The 24617-nt window shown below is 58.3% G+C and carries 19 protein-coding genes and 1 pseudogene; 10 read left to right on the top strand and 10 right to left on the bottom strand.

Going from position 1 to position 24617, the window contains the following annotated elements:
* Positions 1-416 precede the first annotated feature (416 nt).
* The 4 genes from HQL98_08690 to HQL98_08675 form a co-directional block, all read right to left on the bottom strand.
* Complete coding sequence (locus HQL98_08690; GenBank protein ID MBF0272123.1) at positions 417-1145, bottom strand: cytochrome c biogenesis protein CcdA; 729 nt, start codon at positions 1143-1145, stop codon at positions 417-419.
* Between the two features lie 38 nt (positions 1146-1183).
* On the bottom strand, positions 1184-1501 hold the full coding sequence (locus tag HQL98_08685) for a divalent-cation tolerance protein CutA (GenBank protein MBF0272122.1): 318 nt from the start codon (positions 1499-1501) through the stop codon (positions 1184-1186).
* Positions 1498-1911: a TlpA family protein disulfide reductase gene (locus tag HQL98_08680; GenBank protein ID MBF0272121.1), complete on the bottom strand. Its 414-nt coding sequence runs from the start codon at positions 1909-1911 to the stop codon at positions 1498-1500. Before HQL98_08680 ends, HQL98_08685 begins: the two co-directional genes overlap by 4 nt.
* A gap of 251 nt (positions 1912-2162) precedes the next feature.
* Positions 2163-4010, bottom strand: coding sequence for a UbiD family decarboxylase (locus HQL98_08675; GenBank protein ID MBF0272120.1), 1848 nt, complete (start codon positions 4008-4010; stop codon positions 2163-2165).
* Between the two features lie 337 nt (positions 4011-4347).
* Here HQL98_08675 and ubiE point away from each other — a divergent pair, with 337 nt between their 5' ends.
* Genes ubiE through ubiB form a run of 3 tightly spaced genes read left to right on the top strand, consistent with a single transcriptional unit; the run spans position 4348 to position 7443 of the window.
* Positions 4348-5097 (top strand): bifunctional demethylmenaquinone methyltransferase/2-methoxy-6-polyprenyl-1,4-benzoquinol methylase UbiE, encoded by a 750-nt coding sequence (ubiE, locus tag HQL98_08670; GenBank protein MBF0272119.1) that lies wholly within the window; start codon positions 4348-4350, stop codon positions 5095-5097.
* Positions 5098-5099: 2 nt separating this feature from the next.
* Positions 5100-5795 (top strand): SCP2 sterol-binding domain-containing protein, encoded by a 696-nt coding sequence (locus HQL98_08665; protein MBF0272118.1) that lies wholly within the window; start codon positions 5100-5102, stop codon positions 5793-5795.
* A 10-nt stretch (positions 5796-5805) separates the two neighbouring features.
* A complete protein-coding gene (gene ubiB, locus HQL98_08660; protein MBF0272117.1) occupies positions 5806-7443 on the top strand; it encodes a 2-polyprenylphenol 6-hydroxylase in 1638 nt (545 codons plus the stop codon).
* A gap of 111 nt (positions 7444-7554) precedes the next feature.
* Here the strand turns inward: ubiB and HQL98_08655 are convergent, their stop codons facing one another.
* The 6 genes from HQL98_08655 to HQL98_08630 all read right to left on the bottom strand — a co-directional run bounded on the left by HQL98_08655 (position 7555) and on the right by HQL98_08630 (position 16134).
* Positions 7555-8928: a sigma-54-dependent Fis family transcriptional regulator gene (locus HQL98_08655; GenBank protein MBF0272116.1), complete on the bottom strand. Its 1374-nt coding sequence runs from the start codon at positions 8926-8928 to the stop codon at positions 7555-7557.
* Positions 8906-10510 (bottom strand): hypothetical protein, encoded by a 1605-nt coding sequence (locus tag HQL98_08650; GenBank protein ID MBF0272115.1) that lies wholly within the window; start codon positions 10508-10510, stop codon positions 8906-8908. Before HQL98_08650 ends, HQL98_08655 begins: the two co-directional genes overlap by 23 nt.
* Positions 10511-11707, bottom strand: a complete 1197-nt coding sequence (locus HQL98_08645; protein ID MBF0272114.1) for a type II secretion system F family protein — start codon at positions 11705-11707, stop codon at positions 10511-10513.
* Positions 11708-11770: 63 nt separating this feature from the next.
* Positions 11771-13081: an insulinase family protein gene (locus tag HQL98_08640; protein MBF0272113.1), complete on the bottom strand. Its 1311-nt coding sequence runs from the start codon at positions 13079-13081 to the stop codon at positions 11771-11773.
* Between the two features lie 135 nt (positions 13082-13216).
* Entirely contained in the window at positions 13217-13864 is a 648-nt protein-coding gene (locus HQL98_08635; protein ID MBF0272112.1) for an energy-coupling factor ABC transporter ATP-binding protein, read from the bottom strand.
* Entirely contained in the window at positions 13864-16134 is a 2271-nt protein-coding gene (locus HQL98_08630; GenBank protein MBF0272111.1) for a response regulator, read from the bottom strand. The genes HQL98_08635 and HQL98_08630 overlap by 1 nt, the downstream gene beginning before the upstream one ends.
* Positions 16135-16466: 332 nt before the next feature.
* Between HQL98_08630 and phbB the strand changes: the two genes are divergently transcribed.
* The 7 genes and pseudogenes from phbB to HQL98_08595 all read left to right on the top strand — a co-directional run bounded on the left by phbB (position 16467) and on the right by HQL98_08595 (position 24420).
* Complete coding sequence (phbB, locus tag HQL98_08625; GenBank protein ID MBF0272110.1) at positions 16467-17213, top strand: acetoacetyl-CoA reductase; 747 nt, start codon at positions 16467-16469, stop codon at positions 17211-17213.
* Positions 17214-17257: 44 nt separating this feature from the next.
* A complete protein-coding gene (gene phaR / locus HQL98_08620; GenBank protein ID MBF0272109.1) occupies positions 17258-17734 on the top strand; it encodes a polyhydroxyalkanoate synthesis repressor PhaR in 477 nt (158 codons plus the stop codon).
* Between the two features lie 132 nt (positions 17735-17866).
* Positions 17867-18226 (top strand): phasin family protein, encoded by a 360-nt coding sequence (locus tag HQL98_08615; GenBank protein ID MBF0272108.1) that lies wholly within the window; start codon positions 17867-17869, stop codon positions 18224-18226.
* Between the two features lie 225 nt (positions 18227-18451).
* Positions 18452-19696: a class III poly(R)-hydroxyalkanoic acid synthase subunit PhaE gene (gene phaE / locus HQL98_08610; GenBank protein MBF0272107.1), complete on the top strand. Its 1245-nt coding sequence runs from the start codon at positions 18452-18454 to the stop codon at positions 19694-19696.
* 3 nt (positions 19697-19699) lie between these two features.
* Positions 19700-20764, top strand: coding sequence for a class III poly(R)-hydroxyalkanoic acid synthase subunit PhaC (locus HQL98_08605; GenBank protein ID MBF0272106.1), 1065 nt, complete (start codon positions 19700-19702; stop codon positions 20762-20764).
* 367 nt (positions 20765-21131) lie between these two features.
* On the top strand, positions 21132-22958 hold the full coding sequence (locus HQL98_08600) for a thiamine pyrophosphate-binding protein (protein ID MBF0272105.1): 1827 nt from the start codon (positions 21132-21134) through the stop codon (positions 22956-22958).
* A gap of 586 nt (positions 22959-23544) precedes the next feature.
* Positions 23545-24420 (top strand): annotated as a pseudogene (locus tag HQL98_08595) (hypothetical protein).
* The last annotated feature ends 197 nt before the right edge of the window (positions 24421-24617 follow it).

Genomic DNA, 24617 nt, shown 5'->3' with positions numbered 1-24617 from the left:
TCGGCCCTGGCGGCGACAGGCTTTGGCCAGGGTCAAACTCTCCGAATATTTCGAGATCGATTGAACGATCTGAATCAACGGTTGATGGATGCTTGCTATTTTTTCATTACTGTTTTGGAATGTACTTCAGGTTTGCACCAAGCATGTTGCTTTGCTTGACTCTTTTTTGCGCTGACATTGTGTGATGCATTCAACGTAAAACGTCTTCACTCCACAAACAGGCTTCATGCATTCCTTCTGACATTGCATGACCTCCTGCTTTCAGTCTTTCGACTCGGGAGACCAACGTTCACGCCGATGATCGTATTGAATTGTCAAAGAACTCTTCTCTCTCGGGGGCTACCCCCTCAATGAAAACGAATATAGACGATCCGGTGGTGCGGGTCAAGAGGAAAATGAAAGACGATTGCATTATTTCAACCCAGACGCGCCAAACCGGGGAACCATTGCAGGATTAGACTGGACAACCTGTTGAAATCGCCAAAGAAAATCATAACACCCACCACCACCAGCAACCCCCCCGAAACCATCTCGATCCGGTGCAAATGGACCCGCAACCGCTCGAACACCCCGAAAAAGAGGTTGATGGCCACCCCGGTCACCAAGAAAGGCACCCCCAATCCCGCCGAATAGACCGCCAAAAGCGTCACGCCCTGCCCGATATTGTCCTGCGCCCCGGCCACAGCCAGGATTCCGGCCAGGATCGGCCCCACGCAAGGGGTCCAGCCGAACGCAAAAGCCAATCCAATCAAGAACGCACCCCAAGGACCCGTCGGTTTCTTCTCCAGATTGAAGCGGGCCTCCAGGTTCAGCAGGCTCAGACGGAACACTCCCATATAGTGCAGACCGAACAGCACGATCACCGCACCGCCCACTTTGCTCAACAGGTTCATATGGCTCAACAGGATCTGTCCCAGATAGGTGGCCGAAGCCCCCAGCCCGATGAACACCAGCGAAAAACCCAATACAAACCACAGACTGTACCATCCCGCCCGCCAGGCGGTGTGGGCATCATCCCCCTGGCGCAACTGTTCCACGGAGATGCCGCTCATGTAACTGATATAGGCCGGGGCCAACGGCAGCACGCAAGGCGACAGAAAAGAGAGCAGTCCGGCCAGAAACGCGGCTGCGTAGGTCACTTCCATGGATCGTGTCTCCTTATAGAGAGAATGAAGGATGAATCTTAAGATACGTTGGCGGTCAGCCAATCGAGATAGGCCCCATGGCCACGGGTCACCTCCAGGGCGAGGATCTCCGGAACTTCGTAGGGATGGAGGGTTTGCAGGCGGGATTCCAGTCGGGGGTAAAGGTCGCGGGTGGTTTTGATCAGCAGACTCCACTCCGCATCCTTGTGGATCGCCCCCTCCCACCGATAGACCGAACGCCCCTGGGGCAGAATGTGAACACAGGCGGCCAGTCCCTCTTGCACCAGGGTTTCCGCCAACTGTTCGGCCCGGGATTCGTCCGGGGCCGTGGTCAGGACCACCAGGGCATCGGTCACAGCAAGGGTTCCACCAGTTTCTTCATTTCAGCGAGGTCCAATCCCCCGATGTGGGAGGCCGCCACCTTGCCACTCCGATCCAGCACCTTGGTCACCGGCAACGCGAACACCCCTCCCAGGATCTTGGCCACCCCTTGCAGGGTTTTCAGCTCCCCCATGACCACCGGATAGTTGATCCCCTGTTCGTCGATGAACTGGTTGAGACGTTTCGCATCCGCCTTTTCCATATAGTCGATGCCCACCACCACCAAACCCCGATCGGCGTATTGGGTTTGCAACTGCACCAGGGCGGGAATCTCTTCCAGACAGGGAGGACACCAGGTGGCCCAGAAGTTGATCAGCACCACCTTCCCTTTCAGATCGCTCAAACGCATGGTCTTGCCGTCGGTGGTGGCGAGGGGCGTATTCAAGCCTCCGGCCTCCTCCGCGTGGACGGAAGAGACCATAAACATCAGCATAAACAACGCAATCACACGACATTTTATCATGACTCACCCGATCCTTGCGCAATGACACTATTGAAAAAGAAGAAGGGGTCTGGGGAATTCATTCCCCAGGATTTTGATTTTGGTCTTTTAATCTTTCAAAAATTCATTTATAAAATTATAATTTTTAAAGTCAAATTCCTGGGGGATGAATCCCCCAGACCCCCTCTTTTTTTTCAATAGTGGGGGAGGCCGTAGCTGGGCCACTGTTGACTCACTTTGGCTTCCATCTCCGGATCCATCACCAAAGGCACCCCCCACTCCCGCCCGGTCTCCTCCCGACTGCGCATCGTGGCATCCACCGCCCAGCGTCCCGACACCCCATCCACCCACACATCACGCCCCGGATCGGTCCGGGTCGCCAACGACCAAGCCAGATCGGCCAACGAATCCACCCGCACATCCCAATCCACCACCCACACCTGATCCGCCCCCTCCCCGGAAGCCAACCATTCCAACACCCGCCGTCCCACACCCATCCGACCCCGCGAATCCACCCGCACCACCGCCATGCGCCCCAACGGCAAGCCAAACCCCTCCAACACCCCATCCACCCGACTGCGCAAACGCTCCAACCAGACTCCCACCGCCTCTCCGCGCACCAAAGCCATCGGAGTCACCGCCTGTTTTTCCACCGGCCATTTGGTGGTGGCGTCCACACCCATCTTGCCACCAAGCCCGGACAACGGGGAGGAGAAATCCAGATAGTCAATCGGCGTGTTGCGCAGCACATGCAAATCCCGTCCCCCATGCACCTGCTTTTCCATCTCGGCCAAAACCGCGCCCCAATCCCCGATGGCCACCCCCGCATCCACCACCACGATGTATTTCACATACAGAAACTGCCGCAGAAATCCCCACAATCCCGCCATCACCCGAAACGCATGTCCCGGATAGCCCTTTTCCAAAGCCACCACCGCCACCCGATAGGAACAAGCCTCCATGGACAGATGAAATCCCCGAATCTCCGGATACTGTTTGGTCAACAAAGGGGTGAACACCCGATTCAACGCCAAGGCCAGAATGGCAGGCTCATCCGGGGGCCGACCGGTGAAGGTGGAAAGATAGATCGCCTCCTTGCGCATGCTCATGCGCCGCACCGTCAACACGGGGAAGGTATCCACCTCGTTGTAATAGCCGGTGTGATCCCCATACGGTCCCTCTTCGGCCCGATCGTTGGGATCCACCATCCCCTCCAGCACGATTTCGGCGAAGGCGGGCACCGGGGGATAGGCATCTCGTTCCGGAGCCACTTCCACCCGTCGTTCCCGCAACAGACCCGCGAAGGCGTACTCGGAGAGGCTTTCCGGCACCGGAGTCACGGCGGCCAGCAGCAATCCGGGATCACACCCCACCACCACCGAAACCGGCATGGGTCGTCCGCCCCAGGCCCGCAGATGCTGAGCGCCTCCCCGATGGGCCAGCCAGCGCATGATCACCCGGTGACGATCCAGAACCTGCAAACGGTAAACCCCCAGGTTCAACGGTCCTCCATCCGGACCACGACTCACCACCACCCCCCAGGTGATCAAAGGAGCCGCGTCACCCGGCCAGCAGGTCTGCACCGGCAGTTGTTTGAGATCGACCTCGGTTCCTTCCCTCATCCATTCCCGGCATGGGGGATGGGAAAGCGTCTTTGTCATCATGTAACGCGCGCGCGCCATGCGCATGATCAATTCTTTGGCATCTCTCAGGCCACGGGGAGCTTCCGGCTGACGCAACGCGGCCAGCAGTCGGCCCAGCTCCTCCAGTTCCGCCACCTGGCGGCCCATGGCCAATCCCACCCGCTCTTCGGTGCCGAAAAGATTGGCCAAAACCGGCATCCGGTAACCCACCGGACGGGTGAACAACACCGCCGGACCTCCGGAATGCAACAAACGACGACAGATCTCCGTCATTTCCAGACGGGGATCCACCGGAGCGTCCACCCGGACCAGCAGTCCGCGGGCGGACAAAAAGGCCATGAACTCCCGCAAATCCCGGAAGGAGCGTGGCGACGTGGTGAGAGAGGGTTGTTTATTCATGGATTCGGATTATACGCCACACCGCAACGATTGCGGGAGTCGCAAAATGGCAAACACCTGCAAACCATTGAAAAAAAAGAGAGGGTCTGGGAGATTCATCTCCCAGGGTTTTGAATTTAAAAAATAATAATTTTAAACCAATAAAGACAAAAAAATCAAAACCCTGGGGGATGAATCCCCCAGACCCCCGCTTTTTTTTCAATGGTTTTAATCGCTCTTTACAAAAAATGAAACCCTCATTAACGCATGAACCGTTTCCAATCCTCCTCAGGAACGTTAGAATCCTCGCTTTACACGAAAAGTCACCCGCGATTCACCTCCTTTGGAGCAGTCTTCCATGACAGGGCCGTCCACCACCCATTTCGGTTTCAGTGAAATCCCCCTGAACGAAAAAGTCCACAAGGTTCGCCAGGTCTTCGACTCGGTCGCCCAGAACTACGACCTGATGAACGACCTGATGTCCATGGGCATCCATCGCCTCTGGAAAAAATTCGCCATTCGTCGTCTGCGCATCAAACCCGGCGATCATCTGCTGGATGTGGCGGGAGGCACCGGAGATCTGGCCCGGCTGATGCACGAAAAAATCCAGGGCCAGGGGGACATCACCATCTACGACATCAACGCCGCCATGCTGGAACAAGGCCGCAGCCGTCTGGCGGATCAGGGTTGCGTTTCCGGCATCCGCTGGGTTCAGGGCAACGCGGAAGTGCTGCCGTTTCCGGACAACACCTTTCACGCCGTGACCATCGGCTTTGGCATCCGCAACGTCACCCAGATCGAACTGGCCCTGGCGGAGATGACCCGGGTGCTGCGTCCCGGGGGACAATTTTTGTGTCTGGAGTTCTCCCATGTGGCCCTGCCCTTCCTGAAACCCCTCTACGAGACCTACTCCTTCAAGGTGCTGCCAGAGATCGGTCACTGGGTGGCCAAGGATCGGGACGCCTATCAATATCTGGTGGAGTCGATCCGCCGCTTTCCGGATCAGACCCGTTTTCAGGCCATGATGGAAGAGGCGGGACTGTTCCAGGTGCGCTATCACAACCTCACCGGCGGCGTGGCCGCGGTGCATGTCGGCTACAAGGTGTGACCATGATGCTCTCTTCGCTCTTCGCCCTGCCGTTCCAGGTGATCCCCAAGCCGGTCACCGCCGTGACGCTGGGCATTGTGCTGAATCTGTTTTTCAAACGCTATCCGGAGTTGAAGGAACGCCTCACGGAACTGTCCGGCAAGGTGTTCGAGTTTCACGTGGAAGATCAGAATCAATCCTTCTTCATGGAGGTCACCGACGACGGAGAGGTGTTGATCCACACCTATTCCGACTCGCTGCCCCATGTGGTGATGTCCGGCAAGGCGGGAGCGTTTCTGGAACTGCTCTTTTCCACCACGGATCCGGATTCGCTGTTTTTTTCCCGTCAGTTGCAGCTTTCCGGGGAGACCGACACGGGTTTGCGCTTCAAGAACATCCTCGACAATGTGGAAATCGACTGGGAAAAGGAACTGGCGGTCTTTTTCGGCACAGCCGGCGCCCGTCAGCTCATGGACTTGGCCACCCGCGCCAGAAAAAATGGCGAACAGGGCAAAAACCGACTCGAAACCGCCCTGGAACAACTGATCGCCCGCCGGGATCCTCCCAGGGCCGGACAGCTTCAGGCCCTCAAGGTGCAATCCGAAATCATGACCAAAGAGATCGACCGGATCGAAGGACGCATCGCCCGGGCGGCCAAGCGCCTCTCTGTCGCCTCGGCACACCGTTTGGCTCCCATGAACACGACCCGCGCAGAATAGACCTCCGCCCATGCTGTTTTCCAACGTTCGCACCATCCGCCGACTGATCGGCATTCTGGCCACTCTGGCCCGCTACGACGCCGAACCCCTGTCGAGCCGCTTTTTGCCGTTGCGTCTGCTCACCTGGATGGTGGGGCTGATTCCTTCGATCCGCCGGCAGCGCCGGGAGCTGGCCGAAGGCGCACGGCTGCGCAAAATTCTCGAAGAGCTGGGTCCCACGTTCATCAAATTCGGTCAGGCCCTCTCCACCCGCATGGACGCCCTGCCCGAAGAATTGGGCATGGAACTGAAAAAACTCCAAGACGAAGTGCCTCCCTTCCCCTTCGAGACGGTCCGCAAGATCGTGGAAGGGGATCTGGATGGTCCGATGGATCGTTTTTTCGCCCGTTTCGATCCGGTACCGGTGGCTTCGGCCTCCATGGCCCAGGTGCATCACGCCATCACCCGCGAAGGCCAAGAGGTGGCGGTCAAGGTGATGCGGCCCAACATCGAAACCGTGGTGGAGCAGGATATACGCATGCTCACCACCCTGGCCAACCTCATCGACTCCCATGTGCCGGAACTGCAACGGTTTCAGGCGCGACGGGTGGTGGAAGAGTTCGCGGTCACGATCCGCAACGAAATGAATTTTTTGGTGGAAGGGGGACGGGCGCAAAAATTCCGCGATCATTTCAAGCACGATCCGGAAATGCACGCCCTGGCGGTGATCTGGCCTTTGACCTCCCGCCGGGTGCTGACCCTGGAGTGGTGCGACGGCATCCCCATCGACGAACTCTCCAGCCATCCGGAACTGGGACTGGACGCCACCAAAATCTCCCGCAACGTCATCACCAGTTTTTTCAAGCAGGTGTTCCGGGATGGATTTTTTCACGCGGATCAACATCCGGGCAACATTTTCGTGCGGGCCGACGGCACCTTGACCATTCTGGATTTCGGCATCATCGGTCGGGTGTCGATGCGGGACCGGGTGTTGCTGGCGGAACTGATGCGGGGATTTCTGGATCGCAACTACCGCAAGGTGGCGGAAGTCCACATGACCGCCGGATTTGTCCCCCGTCACACCAACCTGGACGAATTCGAGGATGCCTGTCGTCAGATCGGCGAACCGATCTTCGGCCAACCCCTGAAAGAAATTTCCATCGCCAAACTGCTGGCCCAATTGTTCAAGGTGACGGAACAATTCGACATGCCGGTGCAGCCTCAGTTGCTTCTGCTGCAAAAAACCATGTTCACCCTGGAAGGGGTGGGACGGGAGATCAATCCGGATCTGAACATGTGGCTGCTGGCCGAACCCCTGATCCGTGACTGGATGATCGAAAACCTCGGTCCCCTGGGAAAAATCCGCGAGGCCCGGGACCGGGTCAAAAAAATCAACGACTCGGCGGCCATGGTGCCGGAACTGCTCTTCAACGGACTGGAACGGCTGGCCACGGACCGGGTACGGATACACGTTCACCCCTCCTCCCTCACCCGGCTGGAACGACGGGTCGGAGTCGGCTCGCACCGTCAGGCGATCTCGATCACCGGCGGATCCTTGTTCATCGGCGCGGCGATCATGGTGTCGGCGGGCCTGTCCGCCTGGTGGTACGGCCCCCCCTTCGTGCTGGCCGCGTTTTATTTCATGCGGGGGACCAGACCGGTCCGGTGAGAAAAGGGTCGGGGGAGACGGGCCCGCCGCTTTCGATGAACGGCACAACGCTCAGGAACAAACACCTACTCGGGGTCCGATCCGCAACATCTCGATGATCAAACCCGCGCCTCACCGCCCCATCAGCTTGCCCAGCCGATACCGGAACGTGCGAAAACTCATGCCCAGCAGTTCGGCGGCCCGGGTCTTGGAGCCTTGGCACAATTCCAAAGCCTGATCCATGGCGCTGGCTTCCAGCTCCGCCAGATGGGCTTCCAGGTCCAATCCGCCTTCCGGCAGCCGAAAGGGGGTCGCCGCCCGGTCAACCGCCCGCACCCCGCAACGCACCCCTTCGGGCAAAGCCTCCAGTTCCACCCGACCTTCCACCGTCAAGGCCACCGCCCCTTCCACCAGATTCTCCAGCTCCCGCACGTTGCCCGGATAGTGGTGACGCATCAAACAATCCATCACCTCCGGGGAGAGACCGTGAATGGTCAGGCCATATTTCCGGGCATGTTTTTCCACGAAACGGGCCGCGAGCAACGGAATATCCTCCCGGCGCTCCCGCAGAGGGGGCAGTCTCAAATTCACCACATTGATCCGATACAGCAGATCCTCCCGAAACCGTCCGGCAGCGGTGAACTCCATCAGATCCCGATTGGTCGCGGCCAACAGGCGCACATCCACGGACCGCTCCCCCACCCCCCCCACCGGACGCACCAAACGCTCCTGCACCACCCGCAGCAGCTTGGCCTGCAACGCCAAAGGGGTTTCGCCGATCTCGTCGAGAAACAAGGTTCCGTGATCGGCTTCCACGAACAGACCCGGACGATGGGCCACCGCTCCGGTAAAAGCCCCCTTGGCATGTCCGAACAGTTCGCTTTCGATCAATCCTTCAGGCACCGCCGCGCAGTTCACCGCCACGAACGGTCCTTTCGCCCGACCGCTGCACCCGTGAATGAAACGGGCCACCAGCTCCTTGCCGGTCCCCGACTCCCCGGTGATCAACACCGACGCATCGGTGCGCGCCGCCCGTCGCGCCAGCTCCAACACCCGACGCATCACCAACGAAACCCCGACGATCTCCTCTCCCGCATCCCGCTCCCCGACGGCCTGTCGCAACCGCACGTTCTCCCGCTTCAACGCCCCCTGCTCCAGGGCGCGGGCCACCGCCAGATGCAACTCTTCCATGTCGAAGGGTTTTTCCAGATAATCGAACGCTCCCTCCTTCATGGCGGTCACGGCGGTGGCCGCCGAAGCGAAGGCAGTCATCAACAACGCGGGCCGCTCCGGGGCCAGCTCCTTGGCGCGGCGCAACACCTCCAGACCGCTCACATCCGGCAGTCGCAAATCGGTGAGCAACAACTCCCAGGGGGCCTGCTCCAGCAGCCGCAACGCCTCGGCCCCGGTGGCCGCCGTCAGAGTGCGGTGACCATTGCCCTCCAAGGCCAGACACAACAGCTCCCGCAAATTGGTCTCGTCGTCACAAACCAGAATCTCCGCCATAAGCCCCCTCGACCTGCATCACCACCCGCAATCCCCCCGCCGCACCGTTTTCCAGTCGCAACGAAGCCCCGTTCAACACCACCAGATGATACACCACCGCCAATCCCAAACCCGATCCGTTGGGCCGGGTGGTGAAAAACGGCTCCATCAATCGGGGCAGAATTCCCGGATCCACCCCGGGTCCGTCGTCATGCACCACCACTTCCACCCGTCCGCTCTCCAAAGGCGCGACCCGCACCACCACCCGTTTTCCCTCCGGCGCGGCCTGGGCGGCGTTGAGCAACAGGTTCCAGAAAATCTGACGCAGATGATCCGGATCAAACCCGATCATCACCCCCGGATCCGACAGTTCCATCACCATGTTCCGCCCGCCCCAGCGGGGATCCCGCCGCGCCCGCTCCTCCATGTCGGCCAAAAATTCCGCCATGTTCACCGGTTGGCGTCGGGGACGCGCCCCCCGGGCAAACAGCAGAAAATCCCCGGTCAACTGCTTGACTCGCGCCACCTCTTCGCGAATGATCCCCAGCATACGCTGTTCCCGGGCATCCGCCGGCGCGAGCATGTAGGCCGCCGTCAAAATCGAGGCCAGGGGATTGCGAATTTCGTGGGCCATGCCCGCCGACATGCGACCGATCCAGGCCAACCGTTCCCGTTCCGCCAGTTCCCGTTCCAGGGTTTTCATGGGGGTCAAATCCCGGATCACCAGCAACGCCCCGATCCGCTCCCCGAGCCGATCCCGCAAAAACGACACATTCAACCCCAGAATACGCCCCCGGGTCGGCACCTCCACATAGACGGTCTCCCCCGCGGCCCACTCCACCGCCCAGGCCAAAGCCGGATCGATCCGCCGCAGCGCCCAGCCCATCAATCCCCGACTCATCTCCCCGGGGGCGAACTCGCTGGCGCCGGGATTGGCCGCCCGCACCCATCCTTGATTGTTCACCAGAATCAGACCATAGGGCACGGCGGCCACAATCTGTTCGTGCAAGGCGGCCAGATCCGCCAAGCTGTCGGTCTGACGCTCGAACGCCGACTGCAACCCTGCCGCCCGCTGGGCCAGGGTTCCCCCCAAAAACGCGGTGAGAAAATAGACCGCGCCATGCAACACCAGCCCGCCGAGCAGCACCGGAGCCGGTTCCACAGGGGTTCCCAACAGCAGAGTGGTCAAGGAGAGGGCGGCGGCGGTGAGCAGCAGAATCAGACCCGCCGTCAACATGGCCCCCCGACGCCCCAGCAAAAACGCGGCGTTCAGGGTGACCAGTCCATTGAGAAACAAAAACGGACTGTGAAATCCTCCGGTCAGCAGCACCAGCACCACCACCAGCCAAGGATCGACCACGCATTGGGCGCGCACCAGCCATTCGGGATCGCGACCGGCCCGCAGCCACCACAGATAACCGATGACCATCAAAAACATCACCACCACGAACAGGCGTAGCAACACCCGGTCATCGGACCATCCCTCTTCCAGGGGCGGGGCCACGGTGATGAACAAAAGCAATCCGAAACCGATGGCCAGCCGGGGCAACAGCAGCCGCACCAGCCGCCGCGAACGGGAGGAGAGGGGCGGCAGGGGAATCAACTAACCCACCACCGATCCCATCTGGAAGATGGGCATGTACATGGCCACCACCAGACCGCCGATCAGCACCCCGAGAATCACCAGGATCAACGGTTCCAGCAGGGCGGTGAGGCTGTCCACGGCGCGATCCACCTCGGCTTCGTAGAAGTCGGCGACCTTGGCGAGCATCACCTCCAGATTGCCGGTGGATTCGCCGATGCCGATCATCTGGGTGACCATGGGGGGAAAAATTCCGGAAACCGCCAGGGGTTCGGTGAGGGTACGCCCCTCGGAGATGGAAGCACGGGCATTCATCACCGCCTCTTCCACCACCAGGTTGCCGGCGGTTTTGGCGACATTTTCCAGGCAGTCGAGAATCGGTGTGCCGGCGGCGATCATGGTGCCGAAGGTGCGGGCAAACCGGGCCACGGCGGCCTTGCGCAAGATGATGCCGAAAATGGGCAGTTTCAGGAGCAGTTTGTCAATCTGGTAGTGAAACAGCCGATTTTTCCGATAGGCGTTGGCAAACGACCAGCCGGCTCCCCCCATCACCACCAGCACCATCCACCAACTGGCCTGGACCCAATTGGAAATCCCGATCACGATGCGCGTCGGCATGGGCAGTTCGGCGCCGAAACTTTTGAACAGATCGGCGAAAGTGGGTACCACGAAGATCATCAACACCCCGGTGATGATGAACGCGATCACCAGCACCGCGACCGGATAGGTCATGGCGGACTTGACCTTGGCCTTCAAGGCGGCGGATTTTTCCTTGTAGATGGCGAGGCGGTTCAACACCGCCTCCAGGATGCCGGACTGCTCTCCGGCTTGCACCAGGTTGATGAACAGGTCATCGAACATGGCGGGTTCTTTGGTCATGGCGTCGGTCAGGGTGGTACCCGCCTCGATATCGGCCTTGACCCGCAGGGTCACCTCCTGGAGCGTACGGTTTTCCGCCCCCTTGGCCGCCAGATCGAAACACGAAACCAGGGGCAGACCGGCCCCTACCATGGTGGCCAATTGCCGGGTGAAGACCACGATCTCCATTTCGGTGATCTTGCCCCCTTTGAGGGACTTGGCGGATTTTTTCCGCACCGTGGGATTTTTCAACCCCTGACGACGCAGTTGCGCCATCACCGCCCCCGGATCCTTCCCCTCCATCTCTCCTTTGCGTTTCTCTCCGTTTTTGGAGAGGGCTTCCCACTCGTACATTTCCATGGATTGGTCACTCCACGCGTCGATGACAGGCACGACCGCTCAAAAAAAATTTCACGACCCTTTTCACCCCATCCGCCTCGTGAACCGGGTGAAGGCGTTCTTGAGTCTGGGCAGAACCTTGCGGGCCTCCGGGCCGATGAGGACCACCGCGAGGTTTTCCGGACGCAGCAGTCGGGCCGCGAAGTCGGGCAGTCGGGCCGGATCGATGGCGCGGGCCTGTTGCCAGGAATAATCCAGGGATTCGGCGGAGTCGAACAGCAGATCTCCCAGATAGCGTTCGATCAATTCGGCAGGCCGATCGAGGGTGACCAGCAGACCGGAGCGCCAACGGACCATCAGCCGTTGCCACTCCTCCGGAGCGGGAGGAGCCTGGATGAGGGAGTCCAGTTGCGCGAACAGCACCTGAAACGCCTCGTCCAGGTGATCCGGAGAGAGGGAAGCCCCCACCTCCAGGAATCCGGCATCCGAATGGGTGGTGAAGGCGGACCAGACATCGTAGGCCAATCCATGTCGTTCCCGCACCACGGCTTGCAATCGGGACGAGAAACCATCATCCAGCAGGCGACGCAGGGCGGCGGCCTGATAATAGCCCGCGTCCCGGAATCCCTGGGTCCGAAAATAAAGGGAGAGAGAAAACTGGGAGGTTTGATCATCCACCGCCACCCAGTGGGGTCCGGCGGGGAGATTGACCGGAGGCTGACTGCTCGCTCCCTGGCCGGGGGGAAGGCGACCCAGGGTGGCATTGGCCAGTTCCAGGGCCTGTTGCGACTCGATGGGACCACAAAACGCCACCGCCATGGTTCCCCCCCGGTAGTGGCGCGCCAAGTACTCCCGCAGGGCGGGCGTCTGGATCGATCCCACGGTTTCCCGGGTACCCAGCACCGAACGGGCCAACGGATGGCCCGGCCACAAGGCCATGCCCCCGAGAACCGACGGCACTGCCAACTCCCCTTGATCGTTTTCGTCCTCCCGCATCTCTTCCAGGATCACCCGGCGTTCGGTTTCGATATCCGAAAGAGCCGGTTGGGTGAACATCTCGCAAAAAGCGGTGAATCCCTCCTTGAGCCATTCCGGGGGCAGGGTGATCCAATAGGCATTGGTCTCCTGGCCTGTGGCGGCGTTCATGTCGGCGGCCATGGATTCCAGATGGGTATGGAATCCGGTGGGATCCGGAATGGACACGGTGCCTTTGAACAGCATGTGTTCCAGAAAATGGGCGATGCCCGCCTGTCGGGGTTCCTCGAAGCGACTGCCGGCCCGCACCATCAGGGTCGCCCCCACCTCGTGGAGCCAGGGCATGGGAAACACGCCGACGATCAGGCCGTTGTCGAGACGGTGGATGTGGTGGAGCGGATCCGGAATGGATTCATACATGAAGTTCATCCTGCTGGAGAAATTGAGTCAAACCATTAAAAGAAAAGAAGGGGTCTGGGGAATTCATTCCCCAGGGTTTTGATTTTTTTGTTTATTTCTTTTAAAATAATAAAATAAAATTTTTTATTTTTAAAATCAAAGTCCTGGGGAATGAATTCCCCAGACCCCTTCTTTTTTTTCAATAATTGTGGACACAATGCGCGACGCGAAGCGTTCCGCCCGCGGGGCGCGGCTGGTAAAAAAAACCATCGCCGTGCCGTGGATCCGGGAGAACTGGCGCAGACTGTCGGCCAACGCCTCCTCCCCGGCATCCGACAACATGTTGCCCGGCTCATCCAGAATCATCAAGCCAGGGCGGGCCGCAAAGACCGACGCCAACGCCACCCGGTAACGCTCCGAAGCCGACAACCCGATCCACTCCCGATCCAGCAACGCCCCATCCACCCCGGCCAACGCCAAGGACTCTTCGATCCTTTCCCGCAAGGCCTCCCCCTGCACCCCCCGGGCCGCCGGGGTCAACGCCACCTCTTCCCGAGGCGTGGCGCACAAAAAACGCAAATCCGGCACCCGGAACACCATGCCGATGCCACCCGGCTCCCCGTGCCACACCACCCGACCCGACTCCGGAGAGGCCAAACCGGCCATCACCCGGGCCAGACGACTCTTGCCCGCCGACTCCCCGGCCAAAAAAGCCACAAAATCCCCGAAAAAAATTTCCAGATCCACCACCGGCCAAGGGGGAACCACAACCCGACTCAACACCATCAAGGGGGATTCCTCCATCACCCCTGCTCCCCGACACGCCCCGCCAGACGCCCCACCGCCTCCAGCAACACCCGCGCCCGATACGGCTTGGTCAAGAATTCATCCATGCCCGCGGCCAACCCCCGTTCCATCTCTTCTTGCAAGGCTCCGGCGCTCACCCCCAGAATGGGAACCCGAGCCACCTCCGCCCCCAGCGTCCCGGCGCGAATCAGCCGGGTGGCCACGATGCCATCCATTTCGGGCATCTGCACATCCATCAACACGATGTCGAAAGGCTGCCGCCGCAACTGCTCCAACGCATCCCGGCCATCCACCGCCAGCTCCACCGCATGCCCCATGCGACCCAAAATGTGTTCGGCCAATACCCGATTGTCCAGACCATCATCCACCACCAACACCCGCCAGGAACGATTCCCCTCCCCCAACACCGGAACCAAAGCGGACTCCGGAGCCGCCACCACCCGTTCGACGCCACAACAGGCCTGAAAACGCACCATGAAATGAAACGTGCTCCCCAACCCTTCCCCGGGGCTTTCCAACCACATGCGACCCTGCATCAACGCCACCAGTTGCCGGGAGATGGTCAAACCCAGTCCCACGCCGCCAAAACGACGGGTGGTGGAAAGATCCGCCTGACTGAAACGGTCGAAGATCACCTCCTGCTTGTCCGCCGGCACCCCCACGCCGGTATCGGCCACCGTGAAATGCAACGCAATGGGCCACATGTCGTCCGACTCTCCCGCGACCCAAGAGACCCGCACCCGGGCCTCCCCGGAAGGGGTGAACTTGATGGCGTTGCCCACCAGGTTGATCAGGATCTGTCGCAGCCGCAACGCATCCCCCCGCACACACTCCGGAACCGCCGGATCCACCTCGTGATACAGCCCGATGCCCTTGTTGCGGGCGGTGGCCTCCAGGAGTTCACAGGTCATCCCCACCACCTCCCGGGGATTGAACTCGGTGAATTCCAGTTTCAGGGCGCCGGCCTCCACCTTGGAAAAGTCGAGAATGTCGTTCAGAAGCGCCAGCAACGAATGGCTGGAACGCAAAATGATCTCCACATACTGACGCTGATCCGGGGAAAGCTCCGTGGAGGCCAACAGATCCGCCATGCCGATCACCCCATTCATGGGGCTGCGGATTTCATGGCTCATGACCGCCAGAAACGCGCTTTTGGCCTGATTGGCCGCCTCGGCGGACTTTCTGGCCCGATCCAGTTCCGCCACCCGTTTCTGTTCGGTGAGATCCCGGGCGCTGCCCAGCACCCCCATCACCTGTCCCTTGCGATCCTTGAGCAGCGACGCGGACATGAACACCGGAAAACGGGAACCGTCCTTGCGACGTCCGATCAACTCCCCCATGAACTTTCCAGTGGCGCGGATGGCGGCATAAAGCCGTTCCGACTCTTCCGGCCCCGCGCACAGCAAAGATGACGGTTGCCCCCGGACCTCCGCCGCCGCATAGCCGTAAATCTTTTCCGCCGCCGGATTGAACACCACGATGCGCTGTTCCGGATCCACGGAGAGGATCATGTCCAAGGCGCTGTCCACCAGACTGGCGACATACTCCTCCTGACGCCGGACCGCGGCGTGGGAATCCCGGATGTCGCGACGCATGGCGTCCAGGGCTGCGGCCAGACGGCTCATTTCGTCTTCGCCGGGAAGCACGATGACCGACTCCATGTCTCCTTGTCCCAGGGCCTTGGCATAACGGTCCAGACGGCGCACCGGATCGGTGACGATTTTTTTCAACAGCAAAGAGAGGGAAAATCCAAGAATGACAAAAATGCCGATAAACGCGGTCAGCCAATCCCGCATCCGGGAAGAGGCGGCCTGATCCGCGTGGCGGGTGGAAAGACCGATCTCCACCACGCCGAGGGGTTCGGTATCTTCGGGTTCCACCAGAACATCGACCCGGAACAGACGCATTTCACCGGCATCGGGGAGGAAATGGGTTTCGGGGGCGTGGGGATCCGGGGATTGGGCGATCACCCGGCCATTGGCGTCGAGGATGCGCACAAAGCCCACGTCGTATTGGGTGCGGGTGAGACGCTTGACGTAACCGGCCAGAATGGCATCGTCCAGGGTGAGCAGCGGCTCGATGGAAAAAATCGCCGCGGCCTCGGCCAACGAGGCGCCCTGACTTTGAATCCGTTCCCGCAGCGCCCGCTGTTCGGCGACGATGGTATTCCAGCCCAAAAGCACCATCGGAATGGCCAAGAGCACCAGCGTCGAGCCGATCAGCTTGACATCCAGACGCAACCGCTGCCAAATCCGCGCGAAGAGCATGTCCCTTTGTCCTCCTGACCCCACCGCCCAGGCCTGATCCACTCCCCCCAGATTCCCACTATGACACGCCCCACCCCAACAAAACAAGCGGAGCGATAAACGTTCCCTTTTCAAACGGTCGAAAAAGAGGTAATTAACATAACTTACCCATAGATCAGACTGTCAGGCATGAAAATCGGCTTTTCAGTCCACCGAAAAGCCGGCAAGGTCGGCAACACAGATCAAGGGGCGTGACCCGAGCCGCGCAGGTGCGGGGCTTTCCGCGCCAATCGGGAACAATCCGAGGTAATTTCAATCAAAGGGACAACCGGCAACTTGAGGAGAACGGAATCATGAGCGGAAAAGTGGCATTGGTGACGGGTGGCGCTGGCGGTATCGGCACGGAAATTTGCAGAACCTTGAGCAAAGAAGGCTTTCGGGTGGTAACCACCTGTGCTCCGGTCTTCGAGTGCCCCAACCTGGATGCCTGGAAACAGGCCATGCGGGACGAAGGACTGGATGTCGGCGTTTACGAAGCCGATGTGGCGGACTTCGAATCCTGCAAACAAGCGGTGGAAAAAATCGAGGCCGAAGTGGGCCCCGTGGAAGTCCTGGTCAACTGCGCCGGTATCACCCGCGACAGCGTTTTGAAAAAAATGACCGCGGATCAATGGAATCAGGTGATCGGCGTCAATCTGGACAGCGTGTTCAACATCACCCGTCAGGTCTTCCCGGGCATGCTGGATCGGGGCTTCGGACGGATCGTCAACATCGCCTCCATCAATGGCCGCAAGGGTCAGTTCGGTCAGGCCAACTATTCGGCGGCCAAAGCCGGCATGCACGGCTTCACCATGGCCGTGGCCCAGGAAGGCATCCGCAAGAACGTCACCTGCAACACCATCAGCCCCGGCTACGTGGCCACGGAAATGGTCAAAAAAATCCGTGAGGACGTGCTGCAAGCCATCATCGCCCAGATTCCCGCCGGCCGTCTCGCCGAACCTTGGGAAATCGCACGGGTGGTGGCGTTCCTGTCTTCCGAGAAGTCCGGATTCATCACCGGCGCCAACATCGACATCAACGGCGGTCAGTTCATCCACTGATCGGTATCCATTCACAGGCGACCATGGGGGGCAACCTTTTTATTATGGATGAGACACCGGTTCGCATCATAAAAAAATACGCCAATCGACGCCTGTACGATACCGAGCAGTCGGCCTACATCACACTGGACGGGGTGCGGGATCTGGTCATGAACCGCATCCCGTTCCAGGTGGTGGACAACCGCACCGGAGCAGACCTGACCCGGTTGATCCTGTTGCAGATCATCAGCGAACAGGAAGACAAGGGTCGTCCGGTCTTCGACTCCGACGCCTTGCAACTGATCATCCGTTTCTACGGAGACACGTTGCAAGAAGCGTTGGGGGAATGGATGAAACAGAGCCTGGACGCCTTCATGGATCAAAAAACCTTCTTCCAATCCGCGCCGGATCCTTTGAGCCTGATCAATGAGATGGGACGGCGCAACCTGGAGATGTGGCACTCGCTGCAAGGGGGGATCTTCTCGCTGACGCTTGGCGGCGCCGTCAAGAAAAAAGAGGATACCCCTCCAGAACGGGGATGAGACAAAAATCGCATCACCCCCAAAAAAAATCTTTGACACTGCCCCATCGTTCCTTTATGCTGCATCGCACCATTGTTGCATTGCAGCAATTCTGCAACGACATGTGAACTCAATCGACAAAGGACTCAAGCCATGGACAATAACAAGGTTGCCGAGCGCATGACGGAATTGACCAAAAAGATGATGGATTCCATCTCTGATTTGCAACGCATCAACGACCGCACTGTGCAGGAACTGACCAAACAGCAACTCGAAGCGGCGGAAGGCTTCATCACCGCCGGTGCCAGACAGCTCAAGGATCTGAGCTCCGCCAAAACCATCCAGGAAGCGGTCTCCACCCAGGCGGACATCGCCACCAACCTGGGCAAAATGATGGTGGACAATGCCAAACGGACCATGGATGTCCTGACCCAGGGCCAGAACGAGCTGAAGGATCTGATCGAAAAGAACATCACCAAGCTGGTGGAAGAGGCCAAAGCGGGTCTGGAATAAGTCGTTTTATTCCAAATCGGCGTTGCGACGACCTGCGTCTTTGGCGCAAGGCGGAACTTCGGCCCGGCTGTAACGGCGCAGGGACGCGCCACCTATTCTCGTGTGTACAAACAGAGCCACAAATACGCTTTATATCATTGGGTTTGTCAAAATCGCGTCTGAGAATATCGATAAAACCAACTGGTGATATCCTTTTTTTGATAAATCCTCATTAAGGAGTTGAGCATGGACAACAATCCGTTTTCCGCTGACTGGATGACCGGGTGGAACACCCTGCAACGCAAAATGTGGGAAGATTGGTCGAATACGACCCAAAGCAACTGGACCAATGCCTGGCAGACCGAAAGCCCGATGAGCTTTTTCCGCGATGGGATGAACCGCTGGCCCAATCCATTCGCCGCCCCCACCCAGACCCCCGAAGCCATGGCCATGCGTCATGCCATGGGTTCCATGGAAGAGTTCATGCGGATGGGTCGTGAGGTTTTCAAGGTCTTTCAGGGTCTGTCGGACAGCGGCAATGTCACCCAGGAGTGGACCAGCCAACTCGACAAGGCGATTCAACAGGCCAAAGCGATGTTCGCCCAGGGCACCCAATCCATGTTCGGCAATCTGGGCGGCATGGGCAAGATGGGCAACATGGAGGAGATGACCGCCTTCATGAGCCGTCCGATGAAAGCCTGGACCGAATTTCTCGGCTCCAATCCAGCCTTCTCCAACGATACCATGCGGGCGCTGCTCGCCGGCGGACAGGCCACCGAAGAGGCGCTGTCGCGCTTTCTGTCCATGCCGGGTCTGGGCCTGAACCGGGAAAAACAAGAAAAAGTCCAAGAAGGGATGCGTCTGTCCCTGGAGTATCGCAAGGCGTTTGAAGAGTTCCAGAAACTCATGAACGACTCCTCCAAACGGGCTTTGGATCTGCTGCATCGCAAACTCCTGGAAATGGGAGCCGAAGGCAAGTCGATGCAGACCATGCGGGATCTTTACGTGCTGTGGGTGGACTGCAACGAAGAGGCCAACGCCGCCACCGTAACCAGTAAAGAATTCAACGAAATCAATTCACGGATGATGAACGCCATGATGCGGGTCCGCCGCAACATGGCCGAGACGATGGACAACTCCCTGGCCGCGGTGAATCTGCCGACCCGTCGCGAACTGGACAGTGCCCATCGTCAAATCAGCACGCTGCGCCGCCGAGTCGGAAACCTGGAGGATACCCTCCACGAATTGCAAAGCAAGGATGCCAGCGCAGAAATCAATACCCTGCGTGACGACATGGAAAAACTCGGCGTGCGCCGCTTGCGGGAAGAGCTGACCGCTTTGAAGCTGCAAGTCGAAGAGGCTCTCACCGCTCCCGCGGACAACGGCGCCGAATCGGCGGACAAATTGGCCATCAAGAAGACAGTGCGCATTGGCAACGCCAAGCCCCAAACGGCTCCGGCCCCCACCGCGCCCGCCCAGAAAGGAGAATAATCCATGTTCCCGTTCGCCATCAATCCGGAAAAGGCGGTTGAGGAGCTGGCCCGATTCAACCAGAAACTCGCTGCCGGAGTCAAAACCTTCACCGAAGTGGGTCAGATCGAGTCTGGCATCAGCCCCAAGGAAGCGGTTTTTCGCGACGACAAGGTGACGTTGTACCACTATGTCCCCCGGGTGGAAAATCCCCATCGGGTGCCGATTCTGGTGGTGTACGCCCTGGTCAACCGCCCCTACATGACCGATCTGCAAGAAGACCGCTCCATGATCCGGGGTCTGCTGGACGAAGGCATGGATGTCTACCTGATCGACTGGGGCTATCCGGACGCCTCGGATCGCTTCTTGAACCTGGATGACTACATCAACGGGTACATCAAGCGGTGCGTGGATTTCATCCGGGATCGCCACGACATCTATCGGGTCAACGTCCTGGGCATCTGTCAGGGCGGAGCCTTCAGCCTGTGCTTCAGCGCGCTGCATCCCGACCGGGTGCGCAATCTGGTCACCATGGTCACCCCGGTGGACTTCCACACCCCGGACAACCTGTTGAGCCAATGGGTGCGCAATCTGGATATCGATCTGCTGGTGGATACCATGGGCAACATCCCGGGTGATCTGCTGAATGTCACCTTCTTGTCCATGAATCCCTACCGTCTCACCGGCCAGAAATATCTGGATATGGTGGATCTTCTGGATGACAAGGTGAAATTGAAGAACTTCCTGCGCATGGAAAAATGGATCTTCGATTCGCCGGATCAGGCGGGTGAGGCGTTCCGTCAATTCATCAAGGATTTCTTCCAGAAAAATGGACTGATCAAAGGCAATATCAAAATCGGTGAACGGCGCGTGGATCTGGCCAACATCACCATGCCGGTGCTCAACGTCTACGCGACCAAGGATCACTTGGTCCCCCCAGACGCCTCCAAGGCCCTCAAGCAGTATGTGGGCAGCTCCGATTACCAGGAAGTGGCCTTCAATGGCGGCCACATCGGCGTGTACGTCAGCGGACGCTCCCAAAAAGAGATCCCGCCGGCCATCGCCAACTGGTTGAAGGAACGGGGTTAATCCCCGTTTAACGCTCGGCCCCGGTTTTTATGCAAGGATGCATGAAACCGGGGCCGAGCGCCAACAGATTTCCAACATCCCCCAGCTCCCACCCGCTCTCCACCAATGAAAAATAGATGATCACCTGAAAATCCTTCCTGAAATTTCACCTCTTACTCTTTGTGGACACGGCATTCGCCCTTCCGCGCACGTATCAAAGCCGACTTTTCCCCTGCTCCCAAAAAGCCCAATCCCGCTGTAACTCGGAACAAATTATTCTTGACGATATGTAGCCATCCTGCGTATTATCGTTCAATTATTGGCATTTCAAAAACCATTAAGACATAATTTACAACCACTTCCAACCACTTAAAAATAACGGATTCCCATGTCAGACAACATTAAAGTAAGCGACGCCATCGCACAATTTTTAAAAACAAATGAAATTCGTCATGTTTTCGGGATCATTGGTTCAGCAAACTCCCACATATTCGATTCAATCAACAATCTAGGCTACACCGAAATCATCTGCGTCCACCACGAACAGGCCGCCACCATGGCCATGCAGACCTACTATCGGGTCTGCGGCAAAATCACCGCCGCCCTGGTCACCGCCGGAGGGGGGAGTTCAAACGCCATCACTGGAGTCATGAGCGCTTGGGCCGATTCCTTACCGGGAATCGTGATTTCCGGACAGGAGAATACTCGATTTATCAACTCCATGCAGGGCATGCGCATGTGGGGGATACAGGGATACGACAGCACTGAAATGGTGCGAACCATCACCAAATATGCCGCACGGATCATGGATCCCAAACAGGCAATCTTCGAACTGGAAAAAGGATACCACATCGCCGGAAGCGGTCGACCGGGACCAGTTTGGATCGACTACCCAATGGATATCCAGGGGGCCTTCCTGCCTGCCAAACAGTTCAACCATTTCGTGCCCGAAAGCACTCCCACCGCACTACCCACCCCCACGCCAAACCAGATGGATGAAGTCGAAACACTCATACGCGCCGCCAAACGACCGGTCTTCTGGCTCGGACACGGCATCCGCTTGGCCGGCGCCACTGATCGCATTACATACCTGCTCGAACTCTGCCCAATTCCCACCCTGGTGACCTGGGCGGGAATCGATATGCTCGATGATGCCCATCCCCTCAATTTTGGTCGCGCAGGGGTCTATGGCAATCGTGCCGCCAACTTCGTGGTACAAAATGCCGATCTGGTGATCGCCATCGGCAACCGCATGGCCATTCCCATGATCGGCTACGAACATTCGGAGTTTGCCCGCGAAGGCAAAATCATCCAAGTCGATATCGACGCCACCGAACTGACCAAAACCGCTGACTTGGCCGATGTCGGCATCCTGGCCGATGCGGGCCAATTCCTGGAAGCCCTCATCCACCGCTTTGCGGCCAACCCTCTGAATCCGAATCCAGTCAATGACTGGACCCGACACTGCGTGGAGTGCCGAACCCGCTATCCGTTGGTCGGCCCGGAACATCAGGAAAGCAACGGCTTTCTGAACTCCTATCAAGTCATAGACAAGCTCTGCGACCACTTCAAGGCAGATCAGGTCATCACCACCGACATGGGCACCGCGCTACTCTCCGGTCACGAGGCCATCCGCATCAAACAAGGACAACGCCTCATGACATCAACCGGACTGGGAGAGATGGGCTATGGCCTACCCTCTGCCATCGGCGCCTCCTTTGCCCTGAATAAAGGTGAGATCCTTTGCCTCAACTGCGATGGTGGCATGATGATGAATTTTCAGGAACTACAGACTATCGCCCATCACCGCCTGCCGATAAAATTATTTATTTTCAATAATGATGGCTACCTGATGATCAAGCACACCCAGAAAAATCTATTCAAAGGACAGTATACCGCCGTCAATGCCGACACCGGCGTCACCTGCCCGGATTTCAAGAAAATCGCCCACGCCTTCGGCATCCCCTATTTTTCTATCCGCAACTGGAATGAGTTTAACAGCACCATTGATCCAATCCAGAATGCAGATGGACCCATCATCTGTGATATTTTCATGGATCCGGAACAATATTTCTATCCGAAATTGTCTCTGGCCATCGACAAAACCGGAAAAATCGTTTCCCCCCCCCTGGAAGACCTTTCTCCTCTCCTATCCCGAGATGAATTGAAAAAAAATATGTTGATTCCTCTACATGCCAAGTCTCAAGATCTTTAGTAACCGTTTAGATCAGAAAAGAAGTCACCAAGCCTTGACAATATGATTATCAACGGTTAGATTCTCATCCATGGACGACATCATGGAGTTGAACATTCGGTTTTTGATCGATGAGAACAGGCACCTCCAGGAGGGGAACCGGTGCCTCTCGTGATGAAAATCAGCGTCTGCGGAAAAAAAACCAGGAACTGCGGGCACGGGTTGCCCGACAGCAAAAGCAGATTGCGGAATTGATGCGGAAGGTGGAAATGCTGGAGGAGTGATGACGGAAGAACTCCAGCATTTCATCCAAGCCTCCGTCGCGAGATCCTCCGTCCGTGAAGCGGAAACTGACTGTGGCTGCTACTTGTCGCCAACAGAAACGCAACGTCCTTGAGTTCTTAATACAGACAATCGATGCGGATTTGCGAGACAAGCCCACTCCTTCGCGCCTTCCCAGGTAGACTGTTTTGATGCTTCATGCCGCCTGCAATATTTTACTGGGCTGAACGGTTGCGAAACATGGGACTTCCTATTGGTGGGGGCCTGGACAGGCGTTTAAACAAGCCCTCGCTTCAACCATGACAAATATCAAAGGAATCCAAAAATGACGGTTTCGGTGACTACGAGCAGGGTTGAATATGCCGGTGACGGTTCCACAACGGCATTCACGGTTCCTTTTTATTTTCTCGCCAGCGAGGATCTGAAGGTTTACAAAGGCGGGGTTCTCCAGACGATCACCACCCATTACACGGTATCGGGGACCGGGGTTGATACCGGGGGCACGGTAACCTTCCTGACCGCTCCGGCGTCCGCGCTGGAGGTGATCATCTTTCGCGACCCTGCTTTGACGCAGGAAATCGATTATGTCGCCAACGACCCTGTCCCAGCAGGCACTCATGAGCAGTCCCTTGACCGGCTCACCATGATTACCCAGAGGCTCAAGGACAGGGTGGACCGCACCTTGATGGCTCCGGATGTGGATGCGGGATCACCTGCGATGGTACTCCCGGTGGCCGCTTCCCGGGCCGGGGTGGTGCTGGCGTTCGATGAGGATGGATTACCGATTGCCGGCCCTGAAATCGCCTCGGTGGAATCGGTGGTGGACGTCATCGCCGATATCGACATCGTGGCCGGAATCGCCGCAAACATCACCACCGTGGCCGACAACGTGGCCGACGTGACGAATTTTTCTGATGTGTACCTTGGCCCGAAAACTTCTGACCCCGCTACCCGCAATAACACATCATCATTGCAGAATGGCGATCTCTATTTCAACACCACCAGAGACCGGATGAAGGTCTATACCGGCAGCACCTGGGAGACGGTCACCGAATGCTGTGTGATCAATGTCAAGGATTTCGGCGCGGCAGGTGACGGGGCGACGGACGACACGGATGCCATCAATGATGCCATCGCGGCAGTCCAAAGCATTGGACCGAACGGGGGCGGATTGCTTTATTTCCCGCAGGGGAATTATCTCACAACGTCAACGATCTATATGCCGGAAAACATCACCTTCAGAGGCGAAGGAGACCGGCCCGGACCGCTTCGTGGCGCAGGCCTGACCAATATTGAGGGGACGTGCATCATCGGGAAGCACACCGGCGCAGCGGTGGTGAGTTGCAAAGGGGCAAGCCAGGACTCGATTCAAAATATTTGCCTCTATGGAGACACCAC

It is taken from the genome of Magnetococcales bacterium, assembly GCA_015231755.1.
In the GTDB taxonomy this organism is placed as follows: domain Bacteria; phylum Pseudomonadota; class Magnetococcia; order Magnetococcales; family Magnetaquicoccaceae; genus Magnetaquiglobus.
The sequence above is the reverse complement of the archived record's forward strand: the minus strand, read 5'-3'. Positions and strand labels throughout refer to the sequence as shown.

Excerpts from the sequence above, each read along its gene's own strand:
- HQL98_08690 (MBF0272123.1), bottom strand. The coding sequence starts at position 1,145 with ATGGAAGTGACCTACGCAGCCGCGTTTCTGGCCGGACTGCTCTCTTTT.
- HQL98_08675 (MBF0272120.1), bottom strand. The coding sequence starts at position 4,010 with ATGAATAAACAACCCTCTCTCACCACGTCGCCACGCTCCTTCCGGGAT.
- ubiE (MBF0272119.1), top strand. The coding sequence starts at position 4,348 with ATGACAGGGCCGTCCACCACCCATTTCGGTTTCAGTGAAATCCCCCTG.
- HQL98_08665 (MBF0272118.1), top strand. The coding sequence starts at position 5,100 with ATGATGCTCTCTTCGCTCTTCGCCCTGCCGTTCCAGGTGATCCCCAAG.
- ubiB (MBF0272117.1), top strand. The coding sequence starts at position 5,806 with ATGCTGTTTTCCAACGTTCGCACCATCCGCCGACTGATCGGCATTCTG.
- HQL98_08655 (MBF0272116.1), bottom strand. The coding sequence starts at position 8,928 with ATGGCGGAGATTCTGGTTTGTGACGACGAGACCAATTTGCGGGAGCTG.
- HQL98_08645 (MBF0272114.1), bottom strand. The coding sequence starts at position 11,707 with ATGGAAATGTACGAGTGGGAAGCCCTCTCCAAAAACGGAGAGAAACGC.
- HQL98_08640 (MBF0272113.1), bottom strand. The coding sequence starts at position 13,081 with ATGTATGAATCCATTCCGGATCCGCTCCACCACATCCACCGTCTCGAC.
- HQL98_08635 (MBF0272112.1), bottom strand. The coding sequence starts at position 13,864 with ATGGAGGAATCCCCCTTGATGGTGTTGAGTCGGGTTGTGGTTCCCCCT.
- HQL98_08630 (MBF0272111.1), bottom strand. The coding sequence starts at position 16,134 with ATGCTCTTCGCGCGGATTTGGCAGCGGTTGCGTCTGGATGTCAAGCTG.
- phbB (MBF0272110.1), top strand. The coding sequence starts at position 16,467 with ATGAGCGGAAAAGTGGCATTGGTGACGGGTGGCGCTGGCGGTATCGGC.
- phaR (MBF0272109.1), top strand. The coding sequence starts at position 17,258 with ATGGATGAGACACCGGTTCGCATCATAAAAAAATACGCCAATCGACGC.
- HQL98_08615 (MBF0272108.1), top strand. The coding sequence starts at position 17,867 with ATGGACAATAACAAGGTTGCCGAGCGCATGACGGAATTGACCAAAAAG.
- phaE (MBF0272107.1), top strand. The coding sequence starts at position 18,452 with ATGGACAACAATCCGTTTTCCGCTGACTGGATGACCGGGTGGAACACC.
- HQL98_08605 (MBF0272106.1), top strand. The coding sequence starts at position 19,700 with ATGTTCCCGTTCGCCATCAATCCGGAAAAGGCGGTTGAGGAGCTGGCC.
- HQL98_08600 (MBF0272105.1), top strand. The coding sequence starts at position 21,132 with ATGTCAGACAACATTAAAGTAAGCGACGCCATCGCACAATTTTTAAAA.